Here is a 19,211-nt window from a genome sequence, read left to right as displayed (position 1 = left end):
CGATGAGACAGCTACAATGGGGCATCCTGAGCACCGCCGGCATCGCCCGCAAGGCGATGATCCCGGCCATCCAGGCGGCCCCCAATGCACGCCTCACCGCCATCGCCAGCGAGAGCGGCAAGGCCGGTGATGTGGCCGCGGAGTACGGCATCCCGCGCGCCCACAACAGCTTTCGCCACCTTCTGGAGGACCCCGACGTGGAGGCGGTCTACGTGCCGCTGCCCAACCATCTCCACGCCCGCTGGGCCTGCGAGGCGGCTCGCCACGGCAAGCACGTGTTGTGCGAGAAGCCCGCCGCCCTGACCCGGGAGGAGGCCCGGACCATGCAGGCGACCTGCGACCAGGCCGGGGTGGCGCTGATGGAGGGCTACATGTACCGCCATCACCCGCAGCACGCCCGGGCCCGGGAGATCATGGACAGCGGCGAGATCGGCGAGGTACGCCAGGTACGCGGCCTGTTCTGCTTTCCGCTGGACCTCGGCGCGGAGAACATCCGCCTCTCTCGGGAGGCGGCAGGAGGCAGCCTGCACGACGTGGGCTGCTACCCGCTGGACGTCCTTCGCCGGCTGCTTGGCATGCCGGAGGCGGTGACGGTGGTGGGCCGGGTGCCTGACGCCCTAGGGGTGGACACCAGCGTCAGCGGCATCCTGCGCTACGCCGACGGGCGCCTGGCAGAGTTCGCCGCCAGCTTCGAGCAAACCATGCTCAACCGCTACGAGGTGATCGGCACCCGAGGGCGCCTGCTGCTGTCCACCGCCTTCCGCCCCGACAAGCAGGGCGGCGTGGGCGAACTGGTGATCACCGACGAACAGGGGCGTACGCGTCGCGAGTGGGTGCATGGCGACCAGTACCCCGCCCAGATCGAGGCTTTCTCCGCCTGGGCCCTGGGGGAAGGCCCGGCCCCGGACATCCCCAGCGAACTGCTCGACCAGGCCACACTCCTGGAGGCCTGCCGCCACTCGCTGAAGATGGGCGGCACGGTCATCCTCGCTGCCCCGGAGTAGGTCGCGCCGCGGCCCTACCGAACCGCCTGCCGCTCCGGCCGGCGCCAGCGCAGCAGGCGGGGGATGACCGTCTCGCCAGGCCGGTAGTCGCCCTTCGCCGCGGCCATCGCGGCCTCCAGGGCTGTGGCGGCGATGCGATCATGGTCCTGCACCGCCGAATTGATCGGCTCCGGCAGGAAGTCCAGCAGCCGGCTGTCGCCGAAGGTGGCGAGCCGCAGCCCCGGCGGCAGCCCCCCCTCCTCAAGCAACACGTCGAAGACGCCGTCGAGCAGGGTATAGGAGGCGGTGATCAGGGCGTCGGGCAGGCCCTGGGCATCGAGCAGCGCCCGCAGCAGCCTTGCCCCCTCGTCGCGCTCGTAGCGCTCCCCGCTTGCGATGATCGGCTCGACGTCCAGGCTCGCCAGGGCGCGCGTGAAGCCATCCCTGCGCTCCCGGGTGATGGAGATCCCCGGCACCGCATCGAGCCAGGCCACCCGCCTCACGCCTGGCCACAGCACCGAGCGAGTCAGGCGCTCGGCGGCCTCGCCGTCGTTGCTCACCACGCTGGCGAAGCGCGTCGGGTCGAAGCCACGGTCCACGGCGACCACCGGCAGGCCGTCGGTCATCAGCTCGGCATAGAAGGGATCCTCCGGCGGCAGGCAGCTGGCGGTAATCAACACCTCGCAGCGCTGCGCCCGCAGCGCCAGCGCCAGGTTTCGCTCACTTTCCGGCCTGTCGTCGGAGCCGACGATCAGCAACTGGTAGCCCTGCTCCCGGGCGCCTCGCTCGAGCCGCTTAGCCAGGCGCGCATAGCTGACGTTCTCCAGATCGGGCACGATCAGCCCCAGGATTCGGCTGGTGCCGCGACGCAGCGCGGCGGCCTGGGCGTCGACCCGGTAGCGGTGCTTGCGCACCACGGCCATCACCCGCTCCACGGTCTGCGGGCTGATGCGCTTCTCCTCGGCCTTGCCGTTGATGACATAGCTGGCGGTCGTGCGCGAGACACCGGCCAGGCGGGCGATTTCGGCGAGCGTCATGACGATCTCTCGAAGGGATAGGTGACTCGATTCTACGCGACCGACAGCGTTCTGGCCCGAGCCGCCACCCCCCCCCTACCAATGTCGAATACGCTGCCACTTGCTAACCGCCTGGAATCCTTTCAGCCTTGCGAAGACAAGTGACACGATTCAGCCAACAGCTCACCGCATCGTAGTCAGCGCCCGATCACGCCCCAGAAGGAAGCGCCCATGCTGACCCTGTCCCAGGACGACATCCTGCTCGGCTGCGAGGCCCCCGACTGGCGCGGCGCCCTGGACTGCGCCGCGGAGGCCCTGCAGCAGGCCGGCCTGGTGGCCGCCGGCTACCGTGATGGCCTGCACGCTCGCGAGGCTCAGTCTTCCACTTTCCTCGGCAGCGCCATCGCCATTCCCCACGGCACGCCGGAAAGCCGTGAACACGTGAGGGCCACCGGGGTGCGGGTGCTGCAGTTTCCCCGCGGCATCGACTGGCACGACGGCAATCGCGTGCATGTGCTGGTGACCATCGTCGCCCGGAGCGACGCGCATCTGGACATCCTGCGCCAGCTGACCCATGTACTGGACCGCGAGGGCGTCGTCGAGCGCCTGGCCGCCGCCGACTCCCGCGCCGAGATCGCCGGACTGCTGTCGAAGGCGGTGGTAGAAGCGCGTCTGGATACCGGGACCCTGTGCCTCGGCTTCCCGGCTCGGGACGCCAGCGAGCTGGCGCTGGCCGCCGCCGCCCGCCTGCGCCAGGCCGGCTGCGCGGAGAGCACCTTCGTCGCCGCCGTGGCCAACCAGGCCCCCCACGACCTGGGCCAGGGGCTGTGGCTGGTGAGCAGCGCGCGCGGCGTGACCCGGCCAGCCCTGGCCCTGGCCACGCCGGAGTCCCTGCTCACTCACGGGGATTCCCCCCTGGTCGGGGTCTTCTGCCTGGCCGCCCAGGGTGACGCTCACCGCGGCCTGTTGGAACGATTGCTCACCCTGCTCGAGAGCGGCAGCGCCGGCGACCTGGCCGGTGCCGATGCGGCCACCGTGCTGACGCGGCTGGCCGGCGAGAGCGCGGCCGCCTCCACCCGCCGGGTGCGGGTGCTCAACGCCCACGGCCTGCACGCCCGCCCGGCCAAGCAGCTGGTGCAGGTGGCCCGCGCCCAGAGCGTGGCGATCCGGGTGCACCTGGAGGAGGGCGGCGGCCAAGCGGTCTCCGCCACCAGCCTGACCAAGGTGATTGGCCTGGGTGCCCGGCGCGGCCAGCCGCTCGTCTTCTCCGCCGAGGGTGAGGGCACCGAGGCCGCGCTGGATGCCGTGTGTCGGGCCGTCACCGAGGGCCTCGGCGAGTCGGTCCTGCCCTTCGACGAGAGTCGCGAACACCACCTGTCCGATACGCAGGCCATGATCGAGCCGCTGCCCGAGAACGCGCCCCAAGCGGCGGTGGCTGCCTCCCCGGGCCTGGCCATCGCCCCGGCCTTCGTGCTGCGCCTCCCGCGCTTCGACTACCCCCAGCGGGCCGATGATCCGGCCGTCGAGAACCGTCGGCTGGACGAGGCCATGGGCGAGGGTGCCGAGCAGCTCGAGGCCCTGGTGCGCCAGGCCCGCGGCTGCGAAGTGGCCCAGATCCTCTCCATGCACGAGGCGATGCTCACCGATCCCGAGCTGCATCAGGCCGCCCGCGAGGACATCGGTGAAGGTGCCTCCGCCGAGGCCGCCTGGTGGCACGCCATCGAGACCGCCGCCCACGCCCAGGAGATGCTCGCCGACCGCCTGCTGGCCGAGCGCGCCGCCGACCTGCGCGACGTGGGCCGCCGGGTGCTGGGCCTGCTCTGCCGGATAGAGCTCCCCGAGCCGCCGGACATCCCCTACATTCTGGTGGCCGACGACCTGGGGCCCTCCGACGTCGCGCGCCTGGACACCGCCCGGGTACGCGGCCTGCTCACGGCACGCGGCGGCGCCACCGCCCACAGCGCCATCCTGGCCCGGGCGCTCGGCATCCCCGCCGCGGTGGGCGCCGGCAAACGGGTGCTGCGGCTCGCCAACGACACCCTGCTGATCCTCGATGGCGACCGCGGTCGCTTCACCGTCGCCCCCTCCGAGGAGCGCCTGGCCACCGCCGAGCAGCGCCTGGCCGACCAGCACCACCGCGAGGCCGAGGCATGGGAGGCCCGCCACCGGACCGCCACGACCCGTGACGGCCACCGCGTCGAGGTGGCCGCCAACCTGGGCAACACCGCCCACGCCCTGGACGCCGTGGAGCGCGGCGCGGAGGGGGTCGGCCTGCTGCGCACCGAGTTCCTCTTCATGGCCCATGCCTCGGCGCCCAACCTGGCGACGCAGGTCGAGGAGTACCGCGAGGCCCTCGACGCCCTCGACGGTCGCCCGCTGGTGGCCCGCACCCTGGACGTAGGCGGCGACAAGCCGCTGCCCTACTGGCCCATGCCGAAGGAGGACAACCCCTTCCTCGGCCTGCGCGGCATCCGCCTGTCCCTGACCCGCCCCGAGATGCTTGAGACCCAGCTACGCGCCCTGTTGATGGCCGCGGCGCCTGCGGCTGAACCGGAACAAGCGCCTGCGGCTGGGCTCAAGCCAGCGCCCGCGGCTGCTGTTAATAAAAACGCCCGGCCACTGCGCATCATGCTGCCCATGGTCAAGGACGTCGGCGAGTTCCGCACGGTCCGCGCCCTTCTCGACCGACTGCTGGAGGAGCTTCCCCAGGCCGAGCGCGCCACCGATGTCCAGCTCGGCGTGATGATCGAGGTGCCCTCCGCGGCGCTGCTGGCGCCGACCCTGGCCGCCGAGGTGGACTTCTTCTCGGTGGGCACCAACGACCTCACCCAATACGCCCTGGCCATCGACCGCGGTCATCCCGACCTCGCCGCCCAATCCGACGGCCTGCACCCGGCGGTGCTGCGCCTGATCGAGATGACCGTCGCGGCCGCCCATGCCCGGGGCAAGTGGGTCGGCGTCTGCGGCGAACTGGCCAGCGATGCCACGGCGGTGCCCGTGCTGGTGGGCCTGGGCGTCGACGAGCTCTCGGTGAGTGCCCGCCAGGTCCCGCTAGTCAAGGCACGCCTGCGCGAGTTCGACCTGGCCGAGGCCCGCGCCCAGGCCACCCTGGCCCTGGCCCAGTCCACCGCCGAGGCAGTACGCGACGTCCTGGAGACAGGCTGATGGCCCGCATCCTCACCCTCACCCTCAATCCGGCCCTGGACCTCTCGGTGCACCTCGACCGGCTCGCCACCGGGGAGGTCAACCGCACCCGCAAGACCCATCTCGAGGCCGCCGGCAAGGGGGTCAACGTGGCCCGGGTGCTGGTCGCCCTCGGCCATGAGGTCATCGTCTCGGGCTTTCTGGGCGCCGACAACGACGGTCCCTTCCTTCGCGCCTTCGAGGCCCTGGGCGTGGAGGACGCCTTCCTGCGCGTGCCGGGGGAGACCCGCATCAATGCCAAGCTCGCCGAGGCCAATGGGCGGGTCACCGACATCAACGGACCCGGCGCCACCATCGGCACCACCGCCTGGCAGCGGCTGCTGGCCTGGCTAGATGCCCACCTGGCCAATCCCGAGCGTCGCCCCGCGGCGGTAGTGATCGCCGGCAGCCTTCCGCCCGGGCTCAGCCCCAAGGAGCTGGCCGAGCTGGTCAAGCGCCTGTGCGGCGAGGGCGTACCGGTCTGGGTCGATACCAGCGGCGCGGCGCTGGCCGCCGCCATTCGCGCCGGCGCCACCGCGGTCAAGCCCAATGAGCTGGAGCTCGCCGACTGGGCCGGCCAGCCCCTGGCCAGCGACGAGGCCCGCCTTGGGGCCGCACTCAGGCTCTATGCCGAAGGCGTCGAGGAGGCATTGATCTCCGCGGGCCCCGCCGGGGTGCTCTGGGTCAGCCAGCGCGGGGCCTGGCAGGCGGTCCCGCCACGCCTCGACGTGGCCAGCACCGTAGGCGCCGGTGACACATTGCTCGCCGCCCTGCTGCATGGCGTGATCGAAGGCCACACCCCCGAGCAGACCCTGCGCCTGGCCACGGCGCTCTCCGCCGAGTCCGTCCGTCACCTGGGCGTGGGCAATCCCCGCGCCCCCGACTTCCCCCACCTTCAACAACAGACCCGCGTGCGTCGCCTGAACGACGTCGATGCCAGCGCGGGGGGAGCCCTCGCATGAACGTCATCATCGTCACTGCCTGTCCCAGTGGCATGGCCACTACCTTCCTCGCCGCCCGCCGCCTGGAGCAGGCCGCCCAACGCCTGGGCTGGTCGCCCTGCGTCGAGATGCATGGCGAGCTGGCCCCCCCGATGCCGGTCTCCGCCGAAGCCATCGCCGCCGCCGTCCTGGTGATCGTCGCCGCCGACCCGGTGCCGGCCCCCCAGCGCTTCGCCGGTAAGCCGCTGTTCCAGGCCGCCATCGACCAGGCCCTGCCGGACCCGGCGGCTTTCCTGGCCCGCGCCGAGCGCGAGGCAGCGCCCTTTACCCCGCCGGACCAAGCCGAGCCCGCCGCACCGGCCGCCGCCACCTCGGGGGCCCGCCGGATCGTGGCAGTGACCGCCTGCCCCACCGGCGTCGCCCACACCTTCATGGCGGCCGAGGCGCTCGCCGAGGCCGGCAAGGCGCTGGGGCATGCGATCCGCGTCGAGACCCAGGGCTCGGTGGGGGCCCAGAACAAGCTCACCGAGGAGGAGATCACCGCCACCGACCTGGTGGTCCTGGCCTGCGACATCGAAGTGGACCCGACCCGTTTCGCCGGCAAGCGGATCTACCGCACCTCCACCGGCAACGCCCTCAAGAAGCCGCAAGCCACCCTCGAGACGGCCCTCGCCCTGGCCGAGGTGGAAGACGCCACGGCGCCGGTCGACGGCCACGAGGCCAGGCAGGAAACCAGGGAGACGGGCGTCTACAAACACCTGCTCACCGGGGTCTCCTTCATGCTGCCCATGGTGGTGGCCGGGGGGCTGCTGATCGCGCTCTCATTCGCGTTCGGCATCGAGGCCTTCCAGGAAGAGGGCACCCTGGCCGCGGCGCTGATGCAGATCGGCGGCGGCACCGCCTTCGCGCTGATGATCCCGGTGCTGGCCGGCTACATCGCCTACTCCATTGCCGACCGCACCGGCATCGCCCCCGGCATGATCGGCGGCATGCTGGCGGCCAATATCGAGGCCGGCTTCATCGGCGGCATCCTGGCCGGCTTCCTGGCAGGCTATGTGGCGCTGGCCGTGGCGCGTCATGTCAAGCTGCCGGCTAGCGTCGAGTCCCTCAAGCCGATCTTGATCATTCCGCTGGTCGCCAGCCTGGTGACCGGCCTTACCATGATCTATGTGATCGGTGAGCCGGTGGCGGCAATTCTCGCCGGCCTGACCAGTTTCCTGGCCGGCATGGGCTCCGCCAATGCCGTGCTGCTGGGCATCCTGCTCGGTGCCATGATGTGCTTCGACCTGGGCGGCCCGATCAACAAGGCGGCCTATACCTTCGGGGTCGGCCTGCTCGCCTCCCAGACTTATGCGCCCATGGCGGCGATCATGGCCGCCGGGATGGTGCCGGCCATCGGCATGGGCATCGCCAGCTTCGTGGCCAGGCACAAGTTCTCCGAACCGGAGCGCGAGGCGGGCAAGGCCTCCTTCGTGCTGGGGCTATGCTTCATCAGCGAAGGCGCCATCCCCTTCGCCGCCAAGGATCCGTTGCGGGTGATCCCCGCCTGCATCGCCGGGGGCGCGGTGACCGGCGCGCTCTCCATGCTGGTGGGCGCCCAGTTGATGGCACCCCACGGCGGCATCTTCGTGCTGCTGATTCCCAACGCCATCACTCCGATGCTGCTCTACCTGGCCGCCATCGTGATCGGCTCCCTGATCACCGGCCTGGGCTACGCCATGATCAAGCGCGGCGCCGCACCAGTGGCGGTCAGCGCTACCGCCTGATTCCCCATGTTTGCAACGATATCCAACGAGAGGGCCCCAGCAATACCCGGGCCCTGCTGCCTTCACCCGCGATGGAGGCGCCATGACGGCGCGGCACTCGGGTCACGCGAACAATCAGGCCGCGTTGCGCTTGGCGTCGCTTTCCGCCTGCATGGCCAGAGCGGTATCCAGCATGCGATTGGAGAAGCCCCACTCGTTGTCATACCAGGCCATGACCTTCACCAGGCGACCATTCACCCGGGTGTGATTGGCATCGAAGGTGGAGGAGTGGGCGTCGTGATTGAAGTCGATGGAGACCAGCGGCTCGGCGTTGACCGCCAGCACCGGGGACGCCTCGGCGGCCCTGGCGACGATCGCGTTGATCTCCTCTCGGGTGGTGTCCCGGCCGGCGGTGAACACCAGATCGACCAGGGAGACATTGATCACCGGCACCCTCACCGCCAGGCCGTCGAACTTGCCGGCGAGCTCGGGCAGTACCAGGCCCACCGCCGCCGCCGCGCCGGTCTTGGTGGGAATCATGGAGTGGGTGGCGCTGCGCGCCCGGTAGGGGTCGCTGTGATAGACGTCGGAGAGGTTCTGGTCATTGGTGTAGGCATGCACCGTGGTCATCAGGCCGTTCTCGATGCCCACGCTGTCGTTGAGCGCCTTTGCCACCGGCGCCAGACAGTTGGTGGTGCATGAGGCGTTGGAGACCACCTTATGTTCGGCGCTCAGCACGCCCTCGTTGACCCCGTAGACCACGGTGGCGTCGGCATCCGGGCTCGGCGCGGAGATCAGCACCCGCCTGGCGCCGGCCTCCAGGTGCTTGGCGGCGGCGGCACGCTTGGTGAACAGGCCGGTGCACTCCATTACCAGGTCGACGCCCAGGGACTTCCAAGGCAGAGCTGCCGGGTCCCGTTCGGAGAGGGTGGCGATGTGGTCGCCGTCCACGCTGAGGCTGGCCTCGTCGTGCTCCACCCTGAAGGGGAAGTGGCCATGCACGGTGTCGTGGCGCAGCAGGTGGGCATTCAGGGCGGGGGCGCCCAGGTCGTTGATGGCCACCACCTGCACACGTTGGCGGTAGCCGTTTTCATACAGGGCCCGCAGCACGTTGCGGCCGATGCGACCGAAGCCGTTGATGGCGATCTTGAGGGTCATGAGTCACTCCTTCATGGCAGTGGGACGGTGGTGAGGTTGTCGTAGCCGGGGGTGAGCCGCTCGGCGGAAGTAGCGGCCAGCTGTCGCCAGAGATGCGCTCGGGCTCCTCCTGTCATCAATGTGCCTCAAGGCAGGGGACGACTCAATATTTTTTGTTAAACTTACATCATAATGAACATATCCGGCCCGAAACTCACCCGATTCATGGCGATTTTCCGTGATACGACCACCAATCAAGTAGTAAACTTACCTAAAAGCCACTATCCTAGCCACACCCCCTGCATCAGGAGATCGAGATGTCGAGCCAGCCGCACCAAGATCATCGCCAGCGCCTGGTGACGCAGGGCATCGCCGCGCCCGGCGATCATGTGCTGCTGACCCGCGGCGACCACATGAACGCCCACGGCGGCACCAACACCATGAAGATCCTCGACGTGGAGGCCAGCCATGAGTGACATCCGCCCACCGCGCAACGTGCAGCGGACCCTGCCGGCCCGCAAGCGCATCGCCCTGGTCGCCCACGACGGCAAGAAGGGGGAGCTGCTGGAGTGGGCGGCACGCTGGCGGGAGACCCTGGCCCGCCATGCGCTCACCGGCACCGGCACCACGGCGGAACGCGTCTCGCGCACGCTGGGCCTCGAGGTAGAAGGCCTGATGAGCGGCCCGCTGGGGGGCGACCAGCAGATCGGCGCGTGCATCGCCGAACAGCGGCTTGACCTGTTGATCTTCTTCTGGGACCCCTTCTCCCCGCAGCCCCATGACCCCGACGTCAAGGCGCTGCTGCGCCTGGCGGCGCTATGGAACATCCCGGTGGCCTGCAACCCCGCCAGCGCCGACTTCCTGATCAGCTCCCCCTGGCTCGACACGGTCTACGAGATGACCATTCCCGATGCCGGCGCCTGGGTCTCCGGGCGCACCGCCGACTGACTCACCCGACCCAGCTTCCATCGACCCCGACAAAGACAAGAGGCGAGGCTTTCCATGTTCCAGTTGACCCGCAGCGTGACCTGGCAGGCCCTCAAGGGCCTGCACGAGCAGACCGCCGGCGACCGCATTCGCGACTACTTCACCGCCGACCCGCAGCGTTTCGAGACGATGAGCCTGCGGGTGGGCGGCCTGTTCCTCGACTATTCCAAGCATCAGGTCTCCGACGCGGTGCTCGACAAGCTGATCGAACTCGCCGACCACTCGGCGCTGGTGCAACGCCGGGCCCAGATGTTCTCCGGCGACATCGTCAACGTCACCGAGAATCGCCCGGTGCTGCACACCGCCCTGCGCAACCTCGGCGAGGGGCCGCTGATGGTCGACGGCCAGGACGTGATGCCGGAGATCCAGCGTACCCGCGAGCAGATTCGACACTTCTCCGAGGCGGTGCGCAGCGGCGGGTGGAAGGGCTACAGCGGTGAGCGCATCCGCGATGTGGTCAACATCGGCATCGGCGGGTCGGACCTGGGACCGAACATGGCCTGCCGCGCGTTGCTCAAGCACCGCCACCCGGAGCTGAACTTCCACTTCGTTTCCAACGTCGACGGCGCCCATATCCAGAAGGTGCTCAGCCGCCTCGACCCAGCCACCACCCTTTTCATCGTCTCCACCAAGACCTTCTCCACCCAGGAGACCCTGCTCAACGCCAACACGGCGCGACGCTGGTTCCTCGAGAATGCCGGCGAGGACGCCGACGTGGGGGCCCACTTCATCGCCGCCTCCACCAACAAGAAGGCGGCCATGGCCTTCGGCATCCGCGAGGAGAACGTCTTCGAGTTCTGGGCGTGGGTCGGCGGGCGCTACTCCATGTGGTCCTCCATCGGCCTGCCCATCGCGCTCTCCGTCGGCTTCGAGGGGTTCATGGAACTGCTCGAGGGCGCCTACGCCATGGACCAGCACTTCCTCACCGCCCCCTTCCGGGAGAACATGCCGGTGCTGATGGCGCTGATCGGCATCTGGTACATCAACTTCGTCGGCGCCGAGACCCAGGCCATCGTGCCCTACGACCAGGCCCTGCATCAGCTGCCGGCCTTCCTACAGCAGCTCGACATGGAGTCCAACGGCAAGTCGGTGGACATCTTCGGCCACCCGGTGGACTACAAGACCGGCCCCATCGTCTGGGGCCAAACCGGCTCCAACGGGCAGCACGCCTTCTTCCAACTGCTCCACCAGGGCACCCGCTACGTGCCCATCGACTTCATCGCCTCGCTGAAGCCGGAGCCCGGCGTCGAAGAGCACCACTTTGCCCTGCTCACCAATATGCTGGCCCAGGCCAACGCCTTCATGGAGGGCAGCCTCAAGGGTGGAGAGGAAAGCGGCAACCGGCCCGACCCCTACAGCTGCCCCGGCAACCGCCCCTCCAGCGTGCTGCTGCTCGATGAGATGACGCCGAAGAACCTCGGCGCGCTGATCGCGCTGTACGAACACAAGGTGTTCGTACAGGGGGTGATCTGGAACATCAACTCCTTCGACCAGTGGGGCGTGCAGCTGGGCAAGCGCATCGCCGGCGAGATCAGCGAGCGCATCGACGAACAGAGCCAGGACTTCGACGCCTCCACCCAGGGGCTGCTGGCCCTGGTGCGCGGCCACTTCGGTGCTGAAGCCTCGGCCGGGGCGGCGGCAGATGCCGCCGAGCCCACGGCGAGCCCCTCGGGGAAAGGCAGCAAGCGACGCAGGCGCTGAGGCAGGCGCGCAGTGGAAGGGCCGGCGATTGCCGGCCCTTCCTCGTTTCACGGCAAGAAGCGAAGAGCCAATAAAATCCCGGCGGCGAGGGGCCGGGGAATGACAGCCAAAGACTGTCGAGAGGACACACAGGAATTCGGTATCTCGGCGGTGACTCAGTGGTGGAAGCGCTGCGCCGCCTCGCGAGCCAACTGGCGGATGCCGTGCCAGTCCTCGGCCTCCACCAGGGAGTTCGGCGTCAGCCATGAGCCCCCCACACTCATCACGTTCTTGAGCGCCAGGTAGTCGTCGGCATTGTCGAGGTTGATGCCGCCGGTGGGGCAGAAGCGTGCCTCGGGGATCGGCCCGGCGAAGGCCTTGAGGGCCTTGACGCCGCCGCTGGCCTCCGCGGGGAAGAACTTGAAGCGGCGATAGCCGTATTGCCAGCCGGCCATCAACTCGGAGACGGTGGCCACGCCGGGCAGCATCGGCACCGGGCTGGTCACGCCGTAGCGATAGAGCGCCTCGGTGGTCCCCGGCGTGACCACGAAGTCGGCGCCAGCCTGCTCGGCCTGGCGGTACTGAGCCGGCGTCAGCACCGTGCCTACCCCAACGCTGGCCTGAGGCAGCGCCGCCTTGATGCGACGAACCGCCTCCAGGGCACAGTCAGTGCGCAGGGTCACCTCAAGCACGGTCAGGCCGCCCTCGACCAGGGCGGTGGCCAGGGGCACGGCGTCTTCCACGCGATGTATGACCAGCACCGGGATCACCTCGGCCTTCAGGGTGATGCTGTCGAGTTCGGTGGTACGGGTGGAGGGCAGCTGCTTGTCGATGCGCTTTTCGATACGCTTTTCGGACGTCATGGGAGTCACTCCGAGAAATTCAGGGAACCGGCCTCAAGGAGCCCAGTAGGTGGCCAGCGGGCAGGAAAGAAAGGCGCGAATCGGCAGCTCACGGAGATCATCGCCGGCCAGGGCCCTGGCCAGCACGTCGCGCTTGTCGCCGCCGGTGATATGCAGGAAGTGGCGCCGAGCCCGATGCAGGCGGTCGGCGCTCAGGGTGATACGCGGCTGGGGCTGGCTCGGTGCGCGCACGGCCACTGCCGGTTCGGCGGTGGAGAGCGCCAGCGACAGCTCCTGGCTGTCGGGGAACAGCGAGGCGGTGTGGCCATCATTGCCCATGCCCAGTACCACCGCGCTGGCGGGCCAGGCAAGCGGCGCCAGGCGCTCGGCCACCTCGTCGACGCCCTGCTCCGGGGTAGCGGCCCCGGTGGTCAGCGCCACGAAGGTCGCCTCGGCGGCGCCCCCCTGCAGCAGGTGCTCGCGCACCAGGCGGGCATTGCTGTCGGCATGCTCCTCCGGTACCCAGCGCTCGTCGGCCAGGGTCACCTCGACCCGCGACCAGGGCAGCTCGCAGGCAACCAGCGCGCGGAAGAAGGGCACCGGCGTGGAGCCACCGGAGACCACCAGCAGAGCACGCTCCTGGCGGCTCAGGTCCTGTCGCAGCGCCTCGGCGACCGACTCGGCCAGCTGGGTGGCCAGCCGCTCTCGGCAAAGTTCGCTCATCGTTGGGGCTCCTCAGTAGTCTTCATACCAGCAACGGCCTTCCTGGGTGATCATGGCGGTCTTGAGAAAGCGGCGACCGGCCCGAGGGCTGGCACCGTGGGTCAATAATCTTCATACCAGCTGCGGCCGTCCTGGGTGATCATGGCAATGGAGGCCACCGGCCCCCAGGAGCCGGCCGGATAGCGCCGCGGCGGCTCGTCGCGGTCGGCCCAGGCGGCGATGAGATTGTCGCACCACTGCCAGGCGTGCTCGACCTCGTCGCGGCGCACGAAGAGATACTGCTGCCCCTTCATCACCTCGAGCAACAGGCGCTCGTAGGCGTCAGGAATCCGCGACTTGGGGAAGGCGCTGTTGAAGTCCAGGTGCAGCGGGCCGCGGCGGAGGCGCATGCCCTTGTCCAGTCCGCTGTCCTTGGTCAGCACCTCCAGGGCGATGCCCTCCTCCGGCTGCAGGCGAATGACCAGCTTGTTCGCGGCCAGGCCGCGCTGGTCCGGGTCGAAGATGTAGTGGGGCTGCTGGCGGAAGTGGATGATGATCTGCGAGAGCTTCTCGGGCATTCGCTTGCCGGTTCGCAGGTAGAAGGGCACGCCGGCCCAGCGCCAGTTCTCCACGCCGGTCTTCATGGCCACAAAGGACTCGGTGTGGCTCTCGACGTTGGCGCCCTCCTCCTCGAGGTAGCCGGGCACGGCCTTGCCGTCGATGGTGCCCGAGGTATATTGCCCGCGCACCACGTCGCGTCCCAGCATGTCCTCGGTGAAGGGTCGGAGCGCCTTGAGCACCTTGACCTTCTCGTCGCGGATGGCGTCGGCATCGAGGTTGGCCGGCGGGTCCATGGCGATCAGGCAGACCAGCTGCAGCAGGTGGTTCTGCACCATGTCGCGCAGCTGGCCGGCGTCATCGAAGTAGCCCCAGCGCCCCTCGATGCCGACCTGCTCGGCCACGGTGATCTCCACGTGGGAGATGTGGTTCTGGTTCCACTGGGTGCCGAACAGCGGGTTGGCGAAGCGCAACGCGATCAGGTTCTGCACCGTCTCCTTGCCCAGGTAGTGGTCGATGCGGTAGATCCGGGACTCGGGGAAGACGGCGCCGATGGCGTCATTGATCTGCGCCGAGGACGCCAGGTCATGGCCGATCGGCTTCTCGACCACCACCCGGCTCGCCTCGTCCAGGCTGTCGCTGGCCTCGAGGTTCCGACAGATGTCGCCGTAGATCCTCGCCGCCACCGAGAGGTAGACCACCATGGGACGCTCCCGCCCCGCCTCGCGCCCCGCTTTACGCCATTCCTGAATCGCCGTATAGCCCTCGGCACGGGTGAAGTCGAGCTGGCGGTAGTCGAGTCGCGCCAGGAAGCGGGCCAGCCCCTTGTGGTCGAGCTCCTCGGCCTTGACGTGGGTCTTGAGCGCCTGCTCGACGCGGACCTTGAAGGCGTCGAGGTCGAGCTCCTCGCGCGCCAGACCGAGCAGGCGCGTATTCGGGTCGAGCAGTCCCTCGCGGTCGAGTTGGAACAGCGCCGGGAAGAGCTTGCGCTGCGCCAGGTCGCCGAGGGCGCCGAACAGGGCCAGGTCTATATCGGTGCTGACCGCCTGGCTGGACCGGCTGGGGTAACTCATGTCCGCCTCTCTTTTTCGTTGGATTACCAAAAAAATACCCACCAGACGGGAAAAAGGCAAGCTTTTGTTGTAAACTTACATAAAATATCACCTGCCACCGGGGACAATTGGCCGCGACAGACCTCCTCGGGCTAGGATAGTCAGCATAATGTAGTTAAATCACTACATCACCCGTTCCGGCTTCACCCCGCGGCCCCTCGCCGCCTATCATGGAGAGCGCCACCGCGCTATGGCCCGTCACGACCTGATCGATCGCATTCGTCAGCGCCTCGAGGAGCTCAACCGCTCCGAGCGCAAGGTAGCCGATGTCATCCTCGCCGACCCGGCCACCGCCACCGGCATGAGCATCGCCACCCTCGCACAGGCCGCCTCGGTGAGCGAACCTACCGTCAACCGTTTCTGCCGCAGCTTCGATGCCAAGGGCTATCCGGACTTCAAGATCAAGCTGGCCCAGAGCCTGGCCGGTGGCACGCCCTACGTCAGCCAGGCGGTGGAGCCCGACGACACGGCCGCCGACTACACCGAGAAGATCTTCGGCGCCACCATCGCCGCCCTGGACAACGCCCGCCGCCAGACCGACCCGGTGCGCATCGAGCGCGTGGTGGATTACCTGATCCAGGCGCGACAGCTGCATTTCTTCGGACTGGGCGCCTCGGGTGCCGTCGCCCAGGACGCCCAGCACAAGTTCTTCCGCTTCAACCTCCCGGTGACCGCCTACGTGGATGTGCTGATGCAGCGCATGGTGGCCTCGGGCTGCCACACTGGCGACGTGGTGGTGGTGATCTCCTGGACCGGCCGCACCCGGGAACTGGTCGAGATTGCCCGCCTGGCCCGGGAGAGCGGCGCCGTGGTGCTGGGCATCACCGCGCCCGACTCGCCGCTGGCCCGGGAGTGCACCGAGACCCTGGAGGTCGCCACCCCCGAGGATACCGACCACTACATGCCGATGACCTCGAGGATGATTCAGCTGGCGCTGATCGACGTGTTGGCCACCGGGGTAACCCTTCGCCGCGGCGAGGACTTTCTCGGGCACCTCAAGAAGATCAAGGATAGCCTCAAGGAAACCCGCTACCCGGCCGGCACCAACCAGCATTGAACGCCCCCCCTCATGGCGCCTGGCCCCTTGGCGTCTTGCCATTCCCGTGCCATGCCTTACCATTGGCGGCCCGTCTCAAATTCCACGGATCTGCCCCATGCGCCGCATCGCCCTTACTGCCGCCGCCCTCGCCCTGTTCGCCCAGGGCGCGGCCGCCGATACCTTCCGCTTCACCGCCATTCCCGACGAGGACCAGGCGCGCCTGGTGGAACGCTTCGGCAAGGTCGCCGACTACCTGGCGGAGCGCCTCGGCGTCGAGGTGGAGTACGTGCCGGTAAAGTCCTACAGCGCCGCGGTCACCGCCTTTCGCAACGACCAGGTGCAGCTGGCCTGGTTCGGCGGCCTTTCCGGCGTGCAGGCGCGCCGTCTGGTGCCGAGCTCCCAGGCCCTGGCCCAGGGCAGCGAGGATAATGCCTTCATGAGCTATTTCATCGCCCATGCGTCCAGCGGCCTCGAGCTGGCCGACGAATTGCCCGACGAACTCGAGGGCATGAGCCTGACCTTCGGCTCGCGGACGTCCACCTCGGGGCGCCTGATGCCGGAGCACTTCTTCCGTCAGCGCTTCGACAACGCCGACCCCGAGGACTTCTTCTCCCGGGTTGGCTACTCCGGCGACCACTCCCGCACCATCGCCCTGGTGGAAGCGGGCACCTGGGACATCGGCGCGGTGAACTACACCGTATGGGAGGCCGCGGTGGCCGATGGCCGCGTGGATACCGACAGGGTCTCGGTGATCTGGGCCACCCCGCCCTACCCCGACTACAACTGGACCCTGCGCGGCGACGCCGACGAGCGCTTCGGCGAGGGCTTCACCGAGCAGGTGCAGGCTGCCTTCCTGGAGATGGATGACCCGGACCTGCTGGCCAGCTTCCCCCGCGAGGCCTTCATTCCCGCCGACAACGCCCTCTACGCGCCCATCGAGGAAGTGGCCGAGGATCTCGGCCTGCTGCGCTGAGGGCCGACGATATGGAGAGCGAGCAACGCCGTCCCCTGGTCGCCTTCTCGGGTGAGGATCTCGGCTACGGCAGCGCGTCCAGCCAACAGGCAAGGCTCGACAGCGTGGTACTGCCCGGGCTGACCCTGACCTTGTACGAGGGCGAACGAGTGGCGCTGCTGGGCCAGAGCGGCTCGGGCAAGTCGACCCTGCTTGGCGAGATTCGCGCACGGCTCGGGGCGAGCGCCGCCTGGTGCCCCCAGCACCATGGGCTAGTGCCGGCGCTTGCCATCTACCACAACGTCTTCATGGGCCGGTTGCCGGAGCACTCGACGCTGGCTGGCCTTTGGAACCTGGTACGCCCCCTGGCTCGACCCTGGCGGGAAGTGGGCGAGCTGTGCACGCTGCTCGGCCTTGCGGGGCTCGAGCGGCGCCCGGTGGGCCAGCTCTCCGGCGGCCAGCGACAGCGGGTGGCCATCGGCCGCGCGCTTTACCAGGAGCGCGATATCTTCCTCGGCGACGAGCCCGTGGCCAGCGTCGACCCCCACCAGGCGCTACGCCTGCTGGCGCTGATCGACGCGCGCCACACCACCTCGGTGATCGCCCTGCACCAGCGCGAGCTGGCACTCACCCACTTCGACCGGGTGTGGGGCCTGGGTGACGGCCATGTGGTGATCGACGCGCCGGCATCGCAGCTGACGCTGGCCGACCTCGACAGTCTCTACCCGGACGCCGAGAAGCCGGCGACCCCTCCCGATGCACAAGCCCCCGCGGCCATGCCGGGCCCGGAGGCCCTGCCCTGCGCCCGGGGCCGGCCGTGAGCTCAGCGCCAACGAGCCACGGCCGTCACTGGTGGCGAGGGCGCACCCCGGGGCTGAGGCTGGCCCGCCACACTCTGGGGCTGTTGGCGCTGGCCGTGGTGCTGGCGCCTTTGGCGGATCTGGCCATCCACACCCGAGACCCCTGGGCGGAGCTGGGCCGCATGGCCATGGGCATGGCCTGGCCCGCCTGGGGCTCGCTGGAGTCGCCCCTCACCGCCATCGGCCTGACCGTGGCAGTGGCGATCTGGGGGACCCTGGCCGGGGTGGTGCTGGGCTTTCCGCTGGCGCTGCTGTTCGCCCGCTCGCGGCTGGTGCGCGCCGGCTGTGCCTTCGTGCGGGCCATTCACGAGCTGTTCTGGGCGCTGCTCTTCCTGCAGGTGTTCGGGCTCTCGGCACTGACCGCGCTGGCGGCCCTGGCCATCCCCTATGCGGGGATCTTCGCCAAGGTCTATGCGGAGATCCTCGAGCAGACGCCCTCTGCGCCCCGCGACGCCCTGCCGCAGGGCACCGGTCGCCTGATGCGCTTCGTCTATGCCGAGCTACCGCTGGTCTGGGCGCAGCTGCTGGCCTACACCCGCTACCGCTTCGAGTGCGCCCTGCGCGCCAGCGTGCTGCTGGGTTTCGTGGGGCTGCCGACGCTGGGCTTCCATCTGGAGACCGCCTTCCGCGAGGGCCGCTACCACGAGGCGGGCGCGCTGATGTGGCTCTTCTACCTGCTGATCGCCAGCCTGCCCTGGTGGAGCCACCGCCGGCTGATCCCGGTGCTGCTGATCGGCGGCGTCTGGCTGCTGGGGCCCTGGCCCAGCGTGGATGGTGCGCTGGTGTGGCGCTTCGTGTCGGAGGATATCTGGCCGGCGGCGCTGCTGGCCGGCGACTGGGCGGGCCTGGTCGAGTGGCTCGCGCGCATCCCGGACCTGGGGCCCGCCATCGGCAACACCCTGATGCTGGGGCTGCTGGGCAGCGTGGGGGCGCTGGTGGTGGCCATGGTACTGTGGCCACTGGCCTGCCGCCATTTCGGCAACCGCGGCACCCGGCTCGCCGGGCACGGCCTGCTGATCTTCCTGCGCTCCACCCCGGAGCTGATGCTTGCGTTTCTCTTCCTGCTGCTGCTGGGGCCCTCGCTGCTGCCGGCCTGGCTGGCGCTGGCGCTGCACAACGGCGCACTGATCGCCTTCCTGGTAGCGCGCCACGCCGATGCCCTGACGCCCGGCATGCCGGGGCTTTCCGCCTCGGGGCGCTATGCCTACGAACTGCTGCCGCGGCTCTATCCGGGAGTGCTGGCGCTGCTCTACTACCGCGCAGAGGTGATCCTGCGCGAGACGGCGATCCTGGGGATGCTGGGCGTGGCCACCCTGGGCTTCTACATCGAGGAGGGCTTCGACTACCTGATGTTTGACGTGGCCTTCTTCCTGCTGCTGATCACGGCCCTGCTGAACATCGCCGTGGACGCCTTGTCGCGACGGCTGCGGCCACGGGAGGGGGCCGTCCTGGACGACCCCTGCACCCGCTAGGC

Annotated in this window: 16 protein-coding genes; 11 read left to right on the top strand and 5 right to left on the bottom strand. The window is 69.1% G+C overall.

Features of this window, described 5'->3' with window-relative positions; genetic code table 11:
- Positions 1-2: 2 nt before the first annotated feature.
- The gene (locus ACR80S_RS02275) at positions 3-1,004 is read left to right on the top strand and encodes a Gfo/Idh/MocA family protein (RefSeq protein ID WP_435402467.1); all 1,002 of its coding nucleotides are present in this window, start codon (positions 3-5) and stop codon (positions 1,002-1,004) included.
- 14 nt (positions 1,005-1,018) lie between these two features.
- Here the strand turns inward: ACR80S_RS02275 and cra are convergent, their stop codons facing one another.
- The gene (gene cra, locus ACR80S_RS02270; protein WP_435402466.1) at positions 1,019-2,020 is read right to left on the bottom strand and encodes a catabolite repressor/activator; all 1,002 of its coding nucleotides are present in this window, start codon (positions 2,018-2,020) and stop codon (positions 1,019-1,021) included.
- A gap of 210 nt (positions 2,021-2,230) precedes the next feature.
- Between cra and fruB the strand changes: the two genes are divergently transcribed.
- The 3 genes from fruB to ACR80S_RS02255 are packed head-to-tail and all read left to right on the top strand — an operon-like array spanning position 2,231 to position 7,889.
- Entirely contained in the window at positions 2,231-5,164 is a 2,934-nt protein-coding gene (gene fruB, locus ACR80S_RS02265) for a fused PTS fructose transporter subunit IIA/HPr protein (RefSeq protein WP_435402465.1), read from the top strand.
- Positions 5,164-6,144, top strand: coding sequence for a 1-phosphofructokinase (gene pfkB, locus ACR80S_RS02260; protein ID WP_435400684.1), 981 nt, complete (start codon positions 5,164-5,166; stop codon positions 6,142-6,144). The genes fruB and pfkB overlap by 1 nt, the downstream gene beginning before the upstream one ends.
- Positions 6,141-7,889 carry a PTS fructose-like transporter subunit IIB gene (locus tag ACR80S_RS02255; protein WP_435402464.1) on the top strand — a complete coding sequence of 583 codons (1,749 nt, stop codon included), beginning with the start codon at positions 6,141-6,143 and terminating at the stop codon, positions 7,887-7,889. Before pfkB ends, ACR80S_RS02255 begins: the two co-directional genes overlap by 4 nt.
- Positions 7,890-8,003: 114 nt before the next feature.
- Here the strand turns inward: ACR80S_RS02255 and gap are convergent, their stop codons facing one another.
- Entirely contained in the window at positions 8,004-9,026 is a 1,023-nt protein-coding gene (gap, locus tag ACR80S_RS02250) for a type I glyceraldehyde-3-phosphate dehydrogenase (protein WP_435402463.1), read from the bottom strand.
- A gap of 296 nt (positions 9,027-9,322) precedes the next feature.
- Here gap and ACR80S_RS02245 point away from each other — a divergent pair, with 296 nt between their 5' ends.
- The 3 genes from ACR80S_RS02245 to pgi are packed head-to-tail and all read left to right on the top strand — an operon-like array spanning position 9,323 to position 11,693.
- Positions 9,323-9,481, top strand: coding sequence for a hypothetical protein (locus ACR80S_RS02245; RefSeq protein WP_435400887.1), 159 nt, complete (start codon positions 9,323-9,325; stop codon positions 9,479-9,481).
- Entirely contained in the window at positions 9,474-9,953 is a 480-nt protein-coding gene (locus ACR80S_RS02240; protein ID WP_435402462.1) for a methylglyoxal synthase, read from the top strand. Before ACR80S_RS02245 ends, ACR80S_RS02240 begins: the two co-directional genes overlap by 8 nt.
- 54 nt (positions 9,954-10,007) lie before the next feature.
- On the top strand, positions 10,008-11,693 hold the full coding sequence (gene pgi / locus ACR80S_RS02235) for a glucose-6-phosphate isomerase (protein ID WP_435402461.1): 1,686 nt from the start codon (positions 10,008-10,010) through the stop codon (positions 11,691-11,693).
- A 155-nt stretch (positions 11,694-11,848) separates the two neighbouring features.
- On the opposite strand, the gene ACR80S_RS02230 is transcribed toward pgi, so the two are convergent.
- The 3 genes from ACR80S_RS02230 to zwf all read right to left on the bottom strand — a co-directional run bounded on the left by ACR80S_RS02230 (position 11,849) and on the right by zwf (position 14,847).
- The gene (locus ACR80S_RS02230; protein ID WP_435400679.1) at positions 11,849-12,535 is read right to left on the bottom strand and encodes a bifunctional 4-hydroxy-2-oxoglutarate aldolase/2-dehydro-3-deoxy-phosphogluconate aldolase; all 687 of its coding nucleotides are present in this window, start codon (positions 12,533-12,535) and stop codon (positions 11,849-11,851) included.
- 33 nt (positions 12,536-12,568) lie between these two features.
- The gene (gene pgl, locus ACR80S_RS02225; RefSeq protein WP_435400678.1) at positions 12,569-13,237 is read right to left on the bottom strand and encodes a 6-phosphogluconolactonase; all 669 of its coding nucleotides are present in this window, start codon (positions 13,235-13,237) and stop codon (positions 12,569-12,571) included.
- 101 nt (positions 13,238-13,338) lie between these two features.
- Positions 13,339-14,847: a glucose-6-phosphate dehydrogenase gene (zwf, locus tag ACR80S_RS02220; protein ID WP_435402460.1), complete on the bottom strand. Its 1,509-nt coding sequence runs from the start codon at positions 14,845-14,847 to the stop codon at positions 13,339-13,341.
- A gap of 229 nt (positions 14,848-15,076) precedes the next feature.
- Here zwf and ACR80S_RS02215 point away from each other — a divergent pair, with 229 nt between their 5' ends.
- From ACR80S_RS02215 to ACR80S_RS02200, 4 genes are all read left to right on the top strand, one after another.
- On the top strand, positions 15,077-15,943 hold the full coding sequence (locus ACR80S_RS02215; RefSeq protein WP_435400676.1) for a MurR/RpiR family transcriptional regulator: 867 nt from the start codon (positions 15,077-15,079) through the stop codon (positions 15,941-15,943).
- A gap of 97 nt (positions 15,944-16,040) precedes the next feature.
- Entirely contained in the window at positions 16,041-16,898 is an 858-nt protein-coding gene (locus tag ACR80S_RS02210; RefSeq protein ID WP_435400675.1) for a putative selenate ABC transporter substrate-binding protein, read from the top strand.
- Positions 16,899-16,909: 11 nt separating this feature from the next.
- A complete protein-coding gene (locus ACR80S_RS02205; protein WP_435402459.1) occupies positions 16,910-17,698 on the top strand; it encodes an ATP-binding cassette domain-containing protein in 789 nt (262 codons plus the stop codon).
- Positions 17,695-19,209: a PhnE/PtxC family ABC transporter permease gene (locus tag ACR80S_RS02200; RefSeq protein ID WP_435402458.1), complete on the top strand. Its 1,515-nt coding sequence runs from the start codon at positions 17,695-17,697 to the stop codon at positions 19,207-19,209. The genes ACR80S_RS02205 and ACR80S_RS02200 overlap by 4 nt, the downstream gene beginning before the upstream one ends.
- Positions 19,210-19,211 lie beyond the last annotated feature (2 nt).

Source organism: Halomonas salsilacus (genome assembly GCF_051216275.1).
Classification (GTDB): Bacteria; Pseudomonadota; Gammaproteobacteria; order Pseudomonadales; family Halomonadaceae; genus Halomonas.
Note: the sequence above shows the minus strand (reverse complement) of the source record. Positions and strands in the feature narration are given on the sequence as shown.